Consider the following 13,928-nt stretch of genomic DNA (forward strand, 5'->3'; position numbering starts at 1 on the left):
GGAAGCTCCTGCGCCAAGCCGATAAGCCAACCGATCAGCAAGCCGCCTGACCTTCACCCAACGCCATCATAGACCCCGCCGTGCCCGCGCGCATCCGTCAATCAGGCGGTCTTCGTCGTATGCGTACATTGCAATTGCGCCGCCGTTCACGTTGAGCTTCTCTTCATCGAGCCCGAGCTCACGAGCACAGGCCATCGTCTGGGCGGCGAATGCCTCGTTTATTTCGATTCGATCCACCTCAGACAGCTTGAGACCGGCACGTTCCAGAACCAACCGGATGGCGGGCACCGGGCCGATCCCCATGACCTCGGGCTGAACGCCAAAAGATGCACAAGCGGCAATCCGTGCCATAGGCTTCAGATTGTGGCGTTTTACGTACTCTCCGGACGCAACGATCCCTGCAGCCGCACCGTCCACGATGGCTGATGAATTTCCGCCGGTCTGAACACCATCGAAAGCCGGCGGTATTTTCGCCAACGTTTCGACCGGCGAGGGTTTAACGTGCGTGTCGGCTTCGGCCGTCATACCTTTCGCAAGTTTGATGCCACGAGGAGCAAAGCCGTCCCTCTCGAAGGTTTCGGTTTTAACCGGAACGATTTCAGCCGAGAAGAAGCCGCGCTCATTTGCAGTGATCGCGCGATCGAACGAACGCGAAGCGAAGGCATCCACCTCCTCACGAGTTAACTGATATTGAATGGCCAGCTTTTCGGCCGTTTGCCCCATCGTCGATCCCGCCGCGGTGTCCAGCAACGACTCCCACAGGAAGTCCTTGAACTCGATCTGGCCCATGCGGAAGCCACTGCGATGGGTATACGCCGCAACGGGGTTGCGGCTCATCGACTCCGTTCCGACGCAGAGTGCGACCTCAGCCCTTCCGAACGAGACCGCGTCAGCGGCCTGCGACAGGATCTCGATGCCTGTCCCGCAGACACGCTGGACGAGATGCGCTGGCGCAGCAATCGGTGCACCCGAATACAGTCCAATGTGGCGGGGAAGCATGTAGGCATCGAAGCTTGTCTGCGCCACGGACCCGCAAATGACGGTGCCGATCTCGTTAGCGTCAATGCCACTCTTCTTGACTGCCTCTCTGCCGACTTTGATACCGAGATCGATCGGGGAGACACTTGCAAGAGCACCATTATAATCCACGAATGGCGTTCGGACGCCATCGACGAGATACGCACCATCCCACGAAATCACCACGCCGCCACTCATGCGAACTTCTCCATTACCGATACGCTATGGACCTCTCAACGACCTAATCGGGCCGCCGTCATTCGGCTTGCCTGCTCGTTCGCTTTCGGTCGACTCGAGCGACGGCTTGGCTTCTTTCAGTTCAAGACCTGCGACGATTACTGCTATTTTCCGGTGAACGCAGGTGGACGCTTTTCTAGGAAATGCGCCACTCCCTCCTTGAAGTCTTCGCTCTGAAGCGATTTTTTCATTTCCGCGTCGGCCACGTCCCAAGCTTCGCCCAGGGACTGAAGAAGCGAATCGTAGACCTGCCGTTTCATAACCCCGATTGATCGGGGTGACGAAAGCGAGACTTGTTCGGACGCTTTCAGCTTGACCGCATCAAGAAATCCTTCAGCCGGAAGCACTTGGACCAGCCCCAGGCGTTCCGCTTCGGCCGCTTCGACGATGCGCGCGGAAAACATAAGGTCGAGCGCATTCATCGGGCCAATGAGCCGCGGCAGCATCCAGGACATGCCATGCTCTGCGATAAGCCCGCGGCGCGCAAACGCCGTGGTCAGTCTCGCGGTATCCGCCATGAACCGGAAATCGCAGAAAAGAACCAAGCACAGGCCGATACCTGCGATCGGCCCATTGATTGCTGCAATGATGGGCTTCTTCGTCCGCAACAGATAGCTGAAAGTCTTGGTGTAGTTGACGTCAAGCGCACTTTCACCCGATCGGCCGCCGCCCCGCTCTTGGGGTAGGGTTTTACCTAGGTCGAGCGTATCCTTGGACGCCGCATCCAGCACGTCCATGTCAGCCCCCGCGCAAAAGCCACGCCCGGCGCCAGTGACAATGATCGCGCGCACCGAAGGGTCAGCATCGGCGGCTTGAACGGCAGAACGTAGCTCAGCCTCCATGGTCCCTGTCCATGCATTGAGACGGCTGGGACGATTCAGGATAATTGTTACATCGTGACCAGTACGCTCAAACAGGATCTCCTGATATGACATCGAGCCTCCTTCGCTTCTCTATTCCACTCGACGTCGGGCGTTCAACTGGCGCTTTCGGCGGCCGAAACGCTGCATCGACCAAGAATGTGCTGCTGCTTCGGTGAAGCAACGATTTCTACCATTCGAGCATCCGCTTCAAACAACCTGATGACTGCATTTGCGGCTCTGTAAACGAAGCCCTAGGCCGAGTCTTGCGCCACGCGCCATCCGACTCGCGCGAAATGCACGTAGCGACTCCCACGGTCGAGGGCCGTGTTGTCGGCAGCGTTTCCGCTCAAGGCCCTGCGATAGACGCCGGCCGCGATAGCCGCTGTTCGAAAGAATGAGAATGCGAGATAGAACTCCCAATGGTCGATCCCGGCCCGCCCGGTTCGCCGACAATAGGCGTTGAGATACTCCGACTCGGTCGGCATGCCAGCTGGAAGTCGAGGTGGGGTACCGTCAGGCGCATCGAGACGATATATCTGACAATTGTAGGCAAGGTCCGCCAACGGGTGGCCAATCGTCGAGAGCTCCCAGTCAAGAACTCCGATTACGGTAGGCTCTCGAAGGTGGAAAAGAAGGTTTCCAAGGCGAAAATCGCCGTGCACAATCGAGGATTCATCGCGCTCGGGAACGTGACGGGTGAGCCACGCGGTGAGGAGGTTCATCTCCTCGCAATCAGCGACCTCAGACGCCGTGTATTGCTGCGACCATCGTGAAATCTGTCTTGCTAGGTATCCCGATGGCCGGCCAAAATTCTCCAGTCCGAGAGACCGGAAATCGATGGAATGCAGCGACGCAAGTACGGCGTTCATAGAATCGTAGAGCGCACGGCGCTCAGAAGGAGAACAGGCAGGCAGGCACTCGTCGGTGAAGACACGACCGTCCAGGAATTCCATCAGATAGAACGCTTGGCCGAGGACCGTCTCGTCCTGACACAAGTGAAGAACTCGTGGAACAGGAACGTCACTTCCCGCAAGCGCATTCAAGATGGCAAATTCTCGGTCTATTGCATGCGCCGAGGCCAGCAGCACCCCCGATGGCTTTTTGCGCAGCACGAGAAGCCGGGGTCCTGATCGTATCAGGTACGTCGGATTGGATTGGCCGCCGCGGAACTGCTGCAAAGAGATATCGCCATCTAGACCAAGGTCGTCTCGAAGATAATCCTGCAGTCTACGCTGGTCGATCTGATGGGTCGGACTGACCGGGATGAGCTGAGGACGGCCAGCGACCGTGACCGTCGACGCGTCGGGCCTTCCTACGGTGCTCTCTGGCATGAAGCTTCGGGCTCATCACTGATTGCGTATTCCGTGCGCTTTGCAAGCTCGGGCCATGAACGCTTCGTTGAGCTGCGTTGCCGCACCGGATTGTTGTGTCGTTTTTCTTTAGTGACGAGACGCGTCAGGTGCCTGCGCTTAAATGCCAGGCCTGCAATAAAAGGACGTGAATTTGCTCGATAACGGCAAAAGCGCCGATGCAGATCGCGTTAACCCGTAAGCTTCGGTATGACCTTGCAAGTTTTCGCCGGTGCCGGCGGGTGTACAGGTGGGACTGCCGCCGCACAAGCTCATCGCGTTCGCGAGCGAGCTCTCGATTGTACCAAGGCGCCCGCATGGTGATCGTTTGCCCGATGAGATCGGCCGCTTCCCGAAGCTCTGATATCTAGATCACGCGACGGAGACGCTTGCTCAAATTTGGCTCCAATCGCCTGGGCTCGCCTGTAGGAATCCATGAAATCCTTCGAAGACACTTCGTCGGCCAATGCTCGGATACGCTTCGCTGATTTGCTCCCGAGTACCGTCTCTACCCGTCGATTGACTGACTGCCAGAGCACGTGCCCTTCGTCGAGACGCTTCCGGCCCACCGCCGTCAAGACGGCGTGCTTTGTTCGCTTGTCATGCTCATCGGTATGCAGTCTTACCAAGCCATCCCGGACGAGCGGCCCGAGGGCATGCGTCAATGCAGAGATGCGTACGGCCAACTCACCGGCGAGCGCACGATGCGTGGGCCGGCCCCCCATCCTATCGATCTGCGCCAGGAGGCTGATTTGTGTCGCCTTAAGCCCCGTCGGAGTAAAGGCCTCATCATAAAGATTGCCGAGTTGGCGCGCCGCCTTGCGCAGCGCGGTATGAGTACACGGCAGGTCGTCGAGACCGTCCACCTTTAGGACGGGGGCCTCTTTCCCGACTTCATCACGCTCATTTCTTCTTCGCATGCCCCTAAATAGTTGACCGCACCGGCATTGAAAAGGTCTGAGCGACCGTTTATGTACAGGACGCTCAATCGTTGAGGGCTCAAGTATTGATTGAGCCCTTAGCGAATAACTGAACGTCATCTCCACGGCCCGTCTGCCGTTCCCAAACGGCTTGGCGGATATGCCCGAACCCAAGAAATGAACTCACGCCTGGTGCTCGTCGGACCCGAAGACACGCAACACTTCGACTGCCCGATTGAGATCGAGGAAAGGCCCTTATGACAAAAAACATCGCTGTATTGGGGCTAGGCGCGATGGGATCGCGCATGGCCGCAAATCTTCTCAAAGCAGGACACGCTGTGACGGTGTGGAACAGGACGCCCCAAGCCGCAGCGGCTCTGGTGACTCGAGGAGCAAATCAGGCTCGAACACCTAAGGAAGCGGCTGACGGCGCCGATGTTATTATCTCGATGGTACGCGACGACGCAGCCTCACGCGACGTTTGGCTCGCCTTAGACGGTGGTGCGCTCGCCGGCATGGGAAGCGGAGCAATCGCTATCGAGAGTTCGACAGTGACGCCTGGTTGGATCCGCGAGCTTGGAGCGATTGCCGGAGAAAAACGGAAGGCCTTTCTTGAAGCGCCGGTAGTCGGCTCTCGTCCCCAAGCGGAGGCGGGCCAACTCATCTATCTCGTCGGCGGCGACGAGGCCGTACTTGAGCAAGCGAGGCCGGTGCTTTCGGCCATGGGAAGCACCATCAATCACCTTGGGCCAATTGGATCCGGTGCGCTCGTCAAGCTCTGCACCAATGCTCTGCTCGGCGTCCAGGTAACTGTGCTGGCCGAGCTGATCGGCCTATTGACAAACTCGGGTATCGATACGGCGAGAGCCATACAGGCGATCGGAGCTACGGCTGCCTGGAGTCCAGCCGCCAACCACCTCTCAGGCAGCATGCTTGCTGGCAACTTCACGCCGCAGTTTCCGATTGAGTTAATAGAGAAGGATTTAAATTACGCAGTCAGTGCTGCGGGGTCGCCCGAAGCGGCGCCCACTATCGCAGCGGCGCTAGGTGTCTTTGGGAAAGCTATCGCGAAAGGCTTCGGAGATGAAAACATGACCGGCGTCGTCAGGATGTTCGTGAAGGCACGATAACTCCTTCCGCAAGGTTAGATGAGCACGACGTCTAAGCAAGCGATCATCTTACATGGTTCGGTCCCTATGTTCACCGTCCGAAAAAATTTGAAGCGAGATATGCACGCAACCTCTATTTACTGGATGGCGGCATGGGCTGCAATCCGCTTCCAAAGAAGGGAAAGCTGATGACCTACTCCCCCGCCGACACCGCCATCCTGCTGGTGGATCCCTACAACGATTTCATTAGCGAGAACGGGAAGGCCTGGCCGATGGTCAAAGACGTGGCCGAGAAGAACGATCTTCTGGCACATCTCAGTGAGATAGTTGCGGCCGCGCGGGCCAAGGGATTCAAGATCTTCTTCGTCCCTCATCATCGCCACGAAGCAAGCGACTACGACACTTGGGCGCATCCCACGCCCTATCAAAAACTAGCCTTGAGTTTGATGATTTTCGCTAAGGATACCTGGGGGGGAACGTTTCACGACGATTTCAAGCCTCAGAAGGGCGACATCGTGGCGAACGAGCACTGGGCGGCGAGTGGGTTCGCCAACACAGACCTCGATATGAAGCTTCACCAACATGGCATCAGCAAGATCATTCTGATCGGCTTGGCTGCCAACACGTGCGTCGAGGGCACCGGCCGGTTCGGCCAAGAACTCGGCTATCACGTCACCCTTGTGAAGGATGCCACCGCGGCGTTCAGCCATGAAGCGATGCATGCTGCCCATGAGATCAATGGACCGACGTTTGCTCACGAGATCCTGACGACCGATGAGCTTATTGCACGACTTTCGACCTGACCACGCAGCGGTTCGCGTTTAGACCCGCTCCCACCGACAACGGGTGTACACGGCGGGCCGAGGGCGTGATCAGTTCGACTGCATTGGCTGACCGCCTCGAAACGGTCGGGGGCCACCTTTGCGCACATCGACAATGATATGGATACCTAATTCGGCTCGCCGGAGGCTCAGTCCGCTCCGTCTTGAAGATCGGACCTATCTACGAGCAGCGGTAGCCGTCGCGAGCAGCCCTCCAACTTGCTGGATTCCCTCTAACGGATGACGCCCTCGACCCTGATTGGTCGATATCGACCAGCCTGCGACCCGACTCTGGTCGATGGCGAAATTGCCGCGGTCGTCACTCCAGGCGTAGAGAGTTAGCCTCCATCTCGCGGAGCTTGTATCGTTGTATCTTCCCAGTCGCCGTCCTCGGCAATTCCGGAACATACTTCTGGGAGCGCTAACCTTGAGACCGCTTGCAAGTGGGATCATCCGCCACTCCTCGATAGAGTGGGTACCGGTATCCCTGCCCTGGAAGCGCTGAGAAGCAAGCGAATCGATGCGCTCAATCTCTACGACATCTCCGATACAACACTCAGGCAACAAGGAACTGCCATTCGCAACCTCGACTATCCTGCAGAAAACTCGGATATTTGTAGGGCGCCAAGCGATTCCGCTATCTCCGCTCCGTGTCAGCCCATCTGGCGAATAGTTGGTGAGGTTCGACGCACCTCGTCTTTAGGTCCAATCGAATGATATAGCCGCCCTGACCGAGGCGAGGCGCGCGTTTCCGGAGCCAGCGCTCGACAATCTCCAATGTCGCTTTCTCACGGCGCCGATTTGGATTGGCTCGCACGGTTGAGTTCTTGAAATTCATCATCGGTGAGAATGATCTCGGCGGCTGCCACATTCTCTTCGAGATGTTTCACCTGAGAGGTCCCCGGAATTGGCAGCATCACGGGGCTGCGTTTCAACACCCAAGCAAGCGCGATTTGACTCGGCGCAGCACCGTGTTTTACCGCAATCCGGTCGAGTAACGATCCAGGCCTCGCCAGATCGCCGGACGCGAGCGGATACCACGGAATGAAGCCGATACCCTTCTTTTCGCAGAAGTCGACTACATCTTCGCTACCGCGGTCGATGAGATTGTATTTGTTCTGTACCGTCGCGACGTCGAACACCTTGGATGCGTCTTCGATGTCCGCCACGGAAACTTGGCTCAAACCGGCATGTTTGATCAATTTATTATCGAGGAGAAACTTGACCGCATCGAACTGCTCGGCGGCAGGCACCTTCGGATCGATTCGGTGAAGTTGCCATAGCGCTATCTGTTCAATGCCGAGTTTTTGTAGGCTTTTGCGCGTTTCGTCGATCAGGTAGTCCGGACGTCCGTTAAGCGTCCAGTTGTTCGGCCCCGGGCGTTCAAGGCCGGCCTTTGTCGCGATCAACATTCCATCGTAGGGATGCAATGCTTCGCGAATAAGCCGCTCCGACACGTCAGGTCCGTAGGAATTCGCCGTATCGATGAAATTGATGCCGAGTTCAGGAAGACGTTTCAACGTGCGCAGACACTCCGCTCGATCCTTTGGGACGCCCCAAATCCCTTCACCGGTGATGCGCATAGCGCCATAGCCCAACCGATGCACCTCGATATCGCCGGCAATCTTGAAGCTACCGGATTTTGCGGCGTTCAACGTCATTCTCGAAACTCCTCTATTCGGCAGACGGGTCAGGGTGGGCAATTGGCCCGGCACCGAGCTCTTTCAGGTTAAATAGGCCGGTACTCACGATCGCCCGAGGCTTTGGACCGTAGTTATCGATGCTGTCTGGCGCGGACTGCACTTCGCCGTCGCCGCGATGGATCTTGGGGATGCTGGCTCCTCTCACGCGCTCCTACTTCGACCGAGGAGCGAAACCCCAATAAGGCGACATGGGCACGACGACGGGAGCCTCGAGAACACCTGCGCGGACCATTGGCAAACTACCGAGCTTCTCGACGGCGGTCTCCGCTGAATCCGACTCCACAATTGCGAAGGCTCCACTACCGTCGCTTCGAAGCCATACCTGTCGCATCAGACCTTCCATATAAAAGCCGCGGACAGCTTCGAACTCAGCTTCCCGGAGTTCCTCCGTCAGGGCGGTCTGCGCCGTATCGGGATTTAGGCTGAAGAGGACCATGAGCTGCATTTGAATAATCCCTTCGGGCCTTAACGTCCTGCCCGCGGCAAGGCTGCCAGCAGCTCCAGTGTCGTCAGAATCGCGTGAGCGAAAGTCGGCCCGTTCAGCTCATGCGCTGCATGCATATGGTCGTGACTGAATGCAGCCGTCGCGTCGCGAACGAGCGTCACGTGATACCCTAACTCCATCGCAAAACGGCCGGTTGACTCGATGCAGGTATTTGCGAGCAGCCCTACCACAATGACATGCGTGATTCCCTGCTGTTTAAGCTGAAAATCGAGATCGGTATTGGCAAACCCGCTCTGAGCCCAATGCTCTTTGATAATAATGTCATCAGCATGCGGGACGAAATCGGGGTGCCATTCGCCGCCCCAGCTTCCCTTAGCGAACGGCTTCAGTTGCTGGGTCTGATATTGGCTTGGGTTCGGATGGTCCCAACCTTCGTAATCGCCCGGCTCCCATCGCCGATGCGGAACGTAGAAAATTGGTATACCGGCGGCTCTCGCACCAGCCACCACGGAACGGAGATGATCGAGAAGACCGACTTCGTCCGCGACTTTCTTCGCTAACGGCCAAAGCTTTCCGCCGTCCGAGAGAAAGTCGTTGTAGGGATCGACCAGAAGCAATCCAGTACGTGATACGTTGTAACGAGACTCGGCCATTCGATGATCCTTGGATGCGATGTTCGATTTGACGTCGCTACTATGGGGCCTGTCCGTTCAGAGTATCGGGCTGGTCCGCCTGCCAGTCGTCGCTGAGGCCGCCGTACATGGTGTGGTACATCTCGTCGCCCGCGTGCTGTGTGAATTCGACGTTGATCGTGGTCTCGTTGAGGCCGCAGATCTCGATGCACGCCTCCACCAGTTGGCGGGCAAGCTCCGCACGAGTTTCCTTCGGGCGACCTTGTCGGATGTCGCACATCAGTAACGCCGCCTGCCTGGGCTCGCCCGATCCGCATCGCCATAGACCGCCTTCCCCAAGCTCGCGGATGGCAATGCTTATCCGGTTGACGTTCGCACTCATTACGCCGGCGTAGATTTCGCCCATACGCTTGGCGAGGCGCCGCTTCTGATCGACTGAATAAGAGAACGGTGTATCCAACTGGAGGTATGGCATGAGAAAACCTTGATGCTTCGTTTCAGTTAGCCTGAGGAGCCGGACTGCCGCGTCAGCCCTATCAACGGAGTGGCCTATGGACGGTGGATCCGCCATGACGTTCAAATGGAGCGCCGATAGAGCCGAGGGCGCCGCCTCTAAGGATGCGAGAAGCGGACCTGGAAGCCATCATATCTCTCCTGTGTGAGGACTACGTGTGAGCAATGGCGTCCAACACATCGCTCGGTCGTATCGGAAGACGGCGAAGGCGAATTCCCGTGGCAGCGAAAATAGCATTGCCGATCGCAGGTGCGACGACCGTGGTCGGCGGTTCGCCCAGACCCATGGGCACCTCGGTGCTATCGACGAAGGCGATGTCGAATTCGGGGACGTCGCTGATGCGCACCGGGGTGTAGGTGTCCAGGTTGGTGTCACGGACCTTGCCGTTGGCGAAGTCCGTTCCCTCATAGAGCGCCATGCTGAGGCCCCAGAGCATGGCGCCCTCAGCCTGGGCGCGCGCGCCGTCCGGATCGATGATGCTGCCGGCATCGATGTCGAGCCAAAGCTTGCGCACGGAGACGACGCCCGTCTTCCGGTCGACCTCGACTTCCGCCGCGCAAGCGCACCAGGTCGGCATCTCGCGGTCTTGCCCGAACGAGGTGCCAAGGCCCAATCCGCTATTGGCGGGCAGCTTGCGGCCCCATCCGGCACGTTCGGCGACTCGGCGCAGCACGTTCGCCTGGCGATGCGCTCCCCCGACGGCGTTCGGCGCCGACCCCGCGTTGATGCCGCGGCTCGTGAAGCGTGCGAGACGAAAGGCCAGGGGATCCTGACCGATCTTGTGAGCGGCCTCATCGATAAAGGATTCGAGCGCCCAATTGGTCCAGCCCGGCGCCACCGCCCGAAGCCAGCCGGGGCGAAAGCTTTTCTGCGCTAGGTCGTTGTTGATCGCGCGCACGCGGGTTATGCCCATGTCGTACCAGTGGTCCGCGCCAGCGATCGAGAACGGATCGTAGAGCGCTCCGTTCGTCCCCTTGACGAGTCCGATCGGGACCATGGCCTTGGTCGGCCAACCTGCAACGGCCGCATGATCCATTGCTACAGGGTTCTGGTCCGCATCGAACCCGATCCTCAGCGTCTGCACAGTCGGCGAGCGGATGGAGTCGAGCACCGAATCGTCTGCGCGGGTCAGGATCATCTTCACCGGCCGCTGCAGCGCCTTCGCAGCCAATGCGGCGGGGACGCTATAATCGCCGTTCAGCCGACGACCAAACCCGCCGCCGATGAGATAGGATCGCATGACGATTTTCTCGGGCGGCAGCGCCAGAGCCTTTGACAGTACGGGCAGGATGAAGCTTTGCGCCTGGTTGCCGGTATGAATCTCCATCACGCCATCTCTCTCGAACGCCATGGCGTTGACTGGCTCTAGTTGAAAGTGGAGCACACCTGCGGTCGTGTAGGTCGCCTCGATGCTCGACTTAGCCTGGCCGAAAGCAGCGTCCACGTCTCCGCCGCCGGTATTAAGAACGGCGCCGGCCGCCGGATCAGCAATGAGCATAGTGGCGTGCGCCTGCAGATCCTTGTCCGAAACATGGGCTGTCTCGTCGTTTCGCCAGGAGACCTGCACCATATCGGTGGCTTTAACCGCCGCCGGATAGCTCTCGGCGATCACCATCACCCAGCCCGGAACGGTGCCTGATGGATCATCAAGTGCGATGCTGCGAACGTAACCCTTCACTTTGCGCGCGGCCGTGTCGTCGATCGCAAGGACCTTGGAGCCATAGCGCGTCGGCGGCAGCTTCGGCCGCGCAAACAACATGCCCTCTACTTCGGCGTCGATGCCGTAAACCGCCTGGCCCTTGGTCTTCGGAGGGATGTCGAGCGCGCGTGTCGGTTTGCCGATCAAAGTCCGCTTGTCGGGAGTCTTGGTCGTCAAGTTCTTCAAGTCGTCAGCGTTGAAGCGCCGGGACAGGTCGCCTCGGCGTACGATCTCGCCGTATCCGATCGAGCGGCCATCGGACTCCACGCGGCCTTGACGGGCAACGCAACTCTGGGGGCTAACGCCAAGCAGCTTTGCGCCCTCCTCGATAAGGGTCATCCGTCCCGCCGCTCCGGCTTGGCTGAATACCGGGTACGTAGACCACACTGAGGTGCTGCCGCCGGTGATCATGGGCCCCCACTTCGGGTCCGTATCTACGCCCACCAGCCGGACCTGGCTCCAGTCTGCTTCAAGCTCGTCGGCAAGAATGCGCGCAAGGGCGGTTCCGATGTGCTGCCCCATCTCGGCTTTGGCGATGTTGATTGAGGTGATGCCGTTCGCGTCGATGCTGAACCAGATGGTCGGCTCGAACAGCGGACCACCCTCAGCTTTGAAAGGGTCCGGAAGAGGAAGGAAATTGGCCGCGCTGGCCGGAGGCGCGAAGCTGAATACAGCGGTCGCCGCGGCGCTCGAGATAAGGAACGTCCTGCGCGAGAGTACCAGTTCCTCATTTGATCGCAGCGGCCTATTCATGGTTCACCTGTCCGACAGAACGGGCGGCAGCCGCCTTGATCGCTGCGCGAATACGAGGATATGTCATGCAGCGGCAGAGGTTACCCGCCATCACTGCGTCGATGTCCGCGTCGGTGGGTGTTGGAAAGTCCTTCAAGAGAGTGACCGCCTGCATGATCTGCCCTGACTGGCAGTAGCCGCATTGGGGCACCTGCAAATCGCGCCACGCCTGCTGCACGGGGTGATCTCCTTCCGGATGCAGGCCTTCGATTGTCGTGATTTCCGCTCCGTCCACTGCGCTGATGGGCGTGATACACGAGCGCGTCGGCCGTCCACCGACGTGGACGGTGCAGGCGCCGCACATACCGATACCGCATCCAAACTTCGTGCCTTTCAGGCCAAGCTCGTCACGGATAACCCAGAGGAGAGGCGTGTCGGTATCCTCGCCGACGCTGACAAAACGTCCATTGATCCGGAAATTCGTGGGCATGTCATCCCTCCCCTTTTCCCTGTGCGCGGATTTTTCCGACGGTCTTCTCGAGGTTGGGCCACGGCGGCTCATTGGTTCGTGTGCGGCGGAGATAAGCGGCGATCCGGGCAACCTCAGCGTCGCTGAAGCCAGGGCCGAAAGCCGGCATCACGACCCCCCCCGCACCTTCCGGAGCGTCGATCCCGAACAGGATCACGCGGATCAGGTTGGCAGAATCAGCAAGATGGACGGCGCTATTAAGTGCAAGATCCGGACGGCTTGGATTGATTCCTGCCCGACCGTTGTAGTGGCACGACGCGCAGGCCTCGACGTAGAACCGGGCATCCGGATCGATCTGACGACCGGTGTTGGCCGCACTGACATCCAGGGCTCGGGTTATCGCGTCTGCAACGGCTTGAGGTGGAGCATTACCGCCACGCAGGGACGCGATATAGGTTACGAGCGCGTCCTGATCTGATATCGAGAGCGCCGTCAAGCCATGCGCGGCCGGCGACATAGGACCGGAGGGAGTGCCGTGAAAGCGGCTGAGCCCCTGGAAAAGGTAGGCGCGCAGCTCATCCGGGGTCCAGGGAATTGGCGATGGGTTTGCAGCCGTAATTGCCGGTGCGAACCATCCATCAACCGAGGCGCCTGTATAACGCGAAGCGCCGCCCCATTCTGCGCCCAGCGGGTTGCGCGGTGTATGGCAGGCCGAGCAGTGGCTCAATGCTTCGGCGATATATGCACCCCGATTCCACTGGGCATCGTGATCGGTAGAAGGTTCGAATCTTCCCGACCGAAAGAACAGCAGCTTCCAGCCTGCCTGCAACGCCCGGATTCCAAGCGGAAACATTAACTCATTCGGGTGAGCCGGCGCATGGACCGCCGGCTGCGTCATCAGAAAAGCATAGATCGCATCCACATCGTCATCGCTGATCTTCGTGAAATGATCGTAGGGAAAACCCGGGAAGAGGTGAGATCCGTCTCTGGCGACACCTTCATGCATGGCGCGCCGGAAGGCGTCCTTCGACCACGCCCCGATGCCCGTCTCTCGGTCCGGTGTGATATTGGTCGAATAGAGCGTGCCGAAAGGACTTTTCATGGCGTAGCCGCCGGCGAACAGTTGACCGCCTTTCACGCTGTGGCACGTTGAGCAGTATCCGACTGAAGCCAGAGTTGCTCCCCGCGCGAGCAAGTCGGCGCTAAAGCTTGATGGCAGCGGCGTGGCGACCTCAGGGATCGCCGGCCGCCAAGCGAGGGCGACAAATCCAAGCAAACCAACCACGCCTGCTGCGACCGCATACAAGGCCCACCGCCGGAGAGCACGGCCCTTTTTTTGCGAGGTCAGTGAGGCGGCATTCGACACGTTCGTCTCTTTCTTTACCGGCGAATACGTCGCCACTACTCAGGGCTAACGT

12 protein-coding genes are annotated in these 13,928 nt (G+C 58.9%); 2 read left to right on the forward strand and 10 right to left on the reverse strand.

The genetic code is table 11. From position 1 onward, the window contains the following. Positions 1-66: 66 nt before the first annotated feature. The 3 genes from G8O24_RS21105 to G8O24_RS21115 form a co-directional block, all read right to left on the reverse strand. Positions 67-1,215, reverse strand: a complete 1,149-nt coding sequence (locus G8O24_RS21105) for a thiolase family protein (RefSeq protein ID WP_188102651.1) — start codon at positions 1,213-1,215, stop codon at positions 67-69. A 143-nt stretch (positions 1,216-1,358) separates the two neighbouring features. Continuing rightward, a complete protein-coding gene (locus tag G8O24_RS21110; protein ID WP_188102653.1) occupies positions 1,359-2,189 on the reverse strand; it encodes an enoyl-CoA hydratase-related protein in 831 nt (276 codons plus the stop codon). Between the two features lie 179 nt (positions 2,190-2,368). Then, the gene (locus G8O24_RS21115; RefSeq protein WP_188102655.1) at positions 2,369-3,448 is read right to left on the reverse strand and encodes a phosphotransferase; all 1,080 of its coding nucleotides are present in this window, start codon (positions 3,446-3,448) and stop codon (positions 2,369-2,371) included. A 1,195-nt stretch (positions 3,449-4,643) separates the two neighbouring features. On the opposite strand from G8O24_RS21115, the gene G8O24_RS21125 reads away from it, so the two are divergent. After that, entirely contained in the window at positions 4,644-5,516 is an 873-nt protein-coding gene (locus tag G8O24_RS21125; protein ID WP_188102658.1) for an NAD(P)-dependent oxidoreductase, read from the forward strand. A 167-nt stretch (positions 5,517-5,683) separates the two neighbouring features. Continuing rightward, the gene (locus G8O24_RS21130) at positions 5,684-6,298 is read left to right on the forward strand and encodes a cysteine hydrolase family protein (RefSeq protein ID WP_188102660.1); all 615 of its coding nucleotides are present in this window, start codon (positions 5,684-5,686) and stop codon (positions 6,296-6,298) included. Between the two features lie 806 nt (positions 6,299-7,104). Here G8O24_RS21130 and G8O24_RS21135 read toward each other — a convergent pair. The 7 genes from G8O24_RS21135 to G8O24_RS21165 all read right to left on the reverse strand — a co-directional run bounded on the left by G8O24_RS21135 (position 7,105) and on the right by G8O24_RS21165 (position 13,876). Then, on the reverse strand, positions 7,105-7,977 hold the full coding sequence (locus G8O24_RS21135) for an aldo/keto reductase (protein WP_188102661.1): 873 nt from the start codon (positions 7,975-7,977) through the stop codon (positions 7,105-7,107). A gap of 193 nt (positions 7,978-8,170) precedes the next feature. Then, entirely contained in the window at positions 8,171-8,464 is a 294-nt protein-coding gene (locus tag G8O24_RS21140; RefSeq protein WP_188102663.1) for a hypothetical protein, read from the reverse strand. 20 nt (positions 8,465-8,484) lie between these two features. After that, positions 8,485-9,117 carry a cysteine hydrolase family protein gene (locus G8O24_RS21145; protein ID WP_188102665.1) on the reverse strand — a complete coding sequence of 211 codons (633 nt, stop codon included), beginning with the start codon at positions 9,115-9,117 and terminating at the stop codon, positions 8,485-8,487. A 40-nt stretch (positions 9,118-9,157) separates the two neighbouring features. Next, positions 9,158-9,571: a tautomerase gene (locus tag G8O24_RS21150; protein WP_188102667.1), complete on the reverse strand. Its 414-nt coding sequence runs from the start codon at positions 9,569-9,571 to the stop codon at positions 9,158-9,160. 190 nt (positions 9,572-9,761) lie between these two features. Further along, a complete protein-coding gene (locus G8O24_RS21155; RefSeq protein ID WP_188102669.1) occupies positions 9,762-12,062 on the reverse strand; it encodes a xanthine dehydrogenase family protein molybdopterin-binding subunit in 2,301 nt (766 codons plus the stop codon). Beyond that, positions 12,055-12,531, reverse strand: coding sequence for a (2Fe-2S)-binding protein (locus tag G8O24_RS21160; RefSeq protein WP_188102670.1), 477 nt, complete (start codon positions 12,529-12,531; stop codon positions 12,055-12,057). The genes G8O24_RS21155 and G8O24_RS21160 overlap by 8 nt, the downstream gene beginning before the upstream one ends. Position 12,532: 1 nt before the next feature. Continuing rightward, positions 12,533-13,876, reverse strand: a complete 1,344-nt coding sequence (locus G8O24_RS21165; RefSeq protein WP_311972244.1) for a c-type cytochrome — start codon at positions 13,874-13,876, stop codon at positions 12,533-12,535. Positions 13,877-13,928 lie beyond the last annotated feature (52 nt).

Origin of the sequence: Bradyrhizobium campsiandrae, from assembly GCF_014529705.1 — a bacterium.
GTDB classification, from domain to species: Bacteria; Pseudomonadota; Alphaproteobacteria; order Rhizobiales; family Xanthobacteraceae; genus Bradyrhizobium; species Bradyrhizobium campsiandrae.

Bases quoted from the DNA above. Each gene is read 5' to 3' on its own strand.
- G8O24_RS21160 (WP_188102670.1), bottom strand. From the start codon at position 12,531: ATGCCCACGAATTTCCGGATCAATGGACGTTTTGTCAGCGTCGGCGAG.
- G8O24_RS21115 (WP_188102655.1), bottom strand. From the start codon at position 3,448: ATGCCAGAGAGCACCGTAGGAAGGCCCGACGCGTCGACGGTCACGGTC.
- G8O24_RS21145 (WP_188102665.1), bottom strand. From the start codon at position 9,117: ATGGCCGAGTCTCGTTACAACGTATCACGTACTGGATTGCTTCTGGTC.
- G8O24_RS21150 (WP_188102667.1), bottom strand. From the start codon at position 9,571: ATGCCATACCTCCAGTTGGATACACCGTTCTCTTATTCAGTCGATCAG.
- G8O24_RS21130 (WP_188102660.1), top strand. From the start codon at position 5,684: ATGACCTACTCCCCCGCCGACACCGCCATCCTGCTGGTGGATCCCTAC.
- G8O24_RS21135 (WP_188102661.1), bottom strand. From the start codon at position 7,977: ATGACGTTGAACGCCGCAAAATCCGGTAGCTTCAAGATTGCCGGCGAT.
- G8O24_RS21155 (WP_188102669.1), bottom strand. From the start codon at position 12,062: ATGAATAGGCCGCTGCGATCAAATGAGGAACTGGTACTCTCGCGCAGG.
- G8O24_RS21105 (WP_188102651.1), bottom strand. From the start codon at position 1,215: ATGAGTGGCGGCGTGGTGATTTCGTGGGATGGTGCGTATCTCGTCGAT.
- G8O24_RS21140 (WP_188102663.1), bottom strand. From the start codon at position 8,464: ATGCAGCTCATGGTCCTCTTCAGCCTAAATCCCGATACGGCGCAGACC.
- G8O24_RS21110 (WP_188102653.1), bottom strand. From the start codon at position 2,189: ATGTCATATCAGGAGATCCTGTTTGAGCGTACTGGTCACGATGTAACA.
- G8O24_RS21125 (WP_188102658.1), top strand. From the start codon at position 4,644: ATGACAAAAAACATCGCTGTATTGGGGCTAGGCGCGATGGGATCGCGC.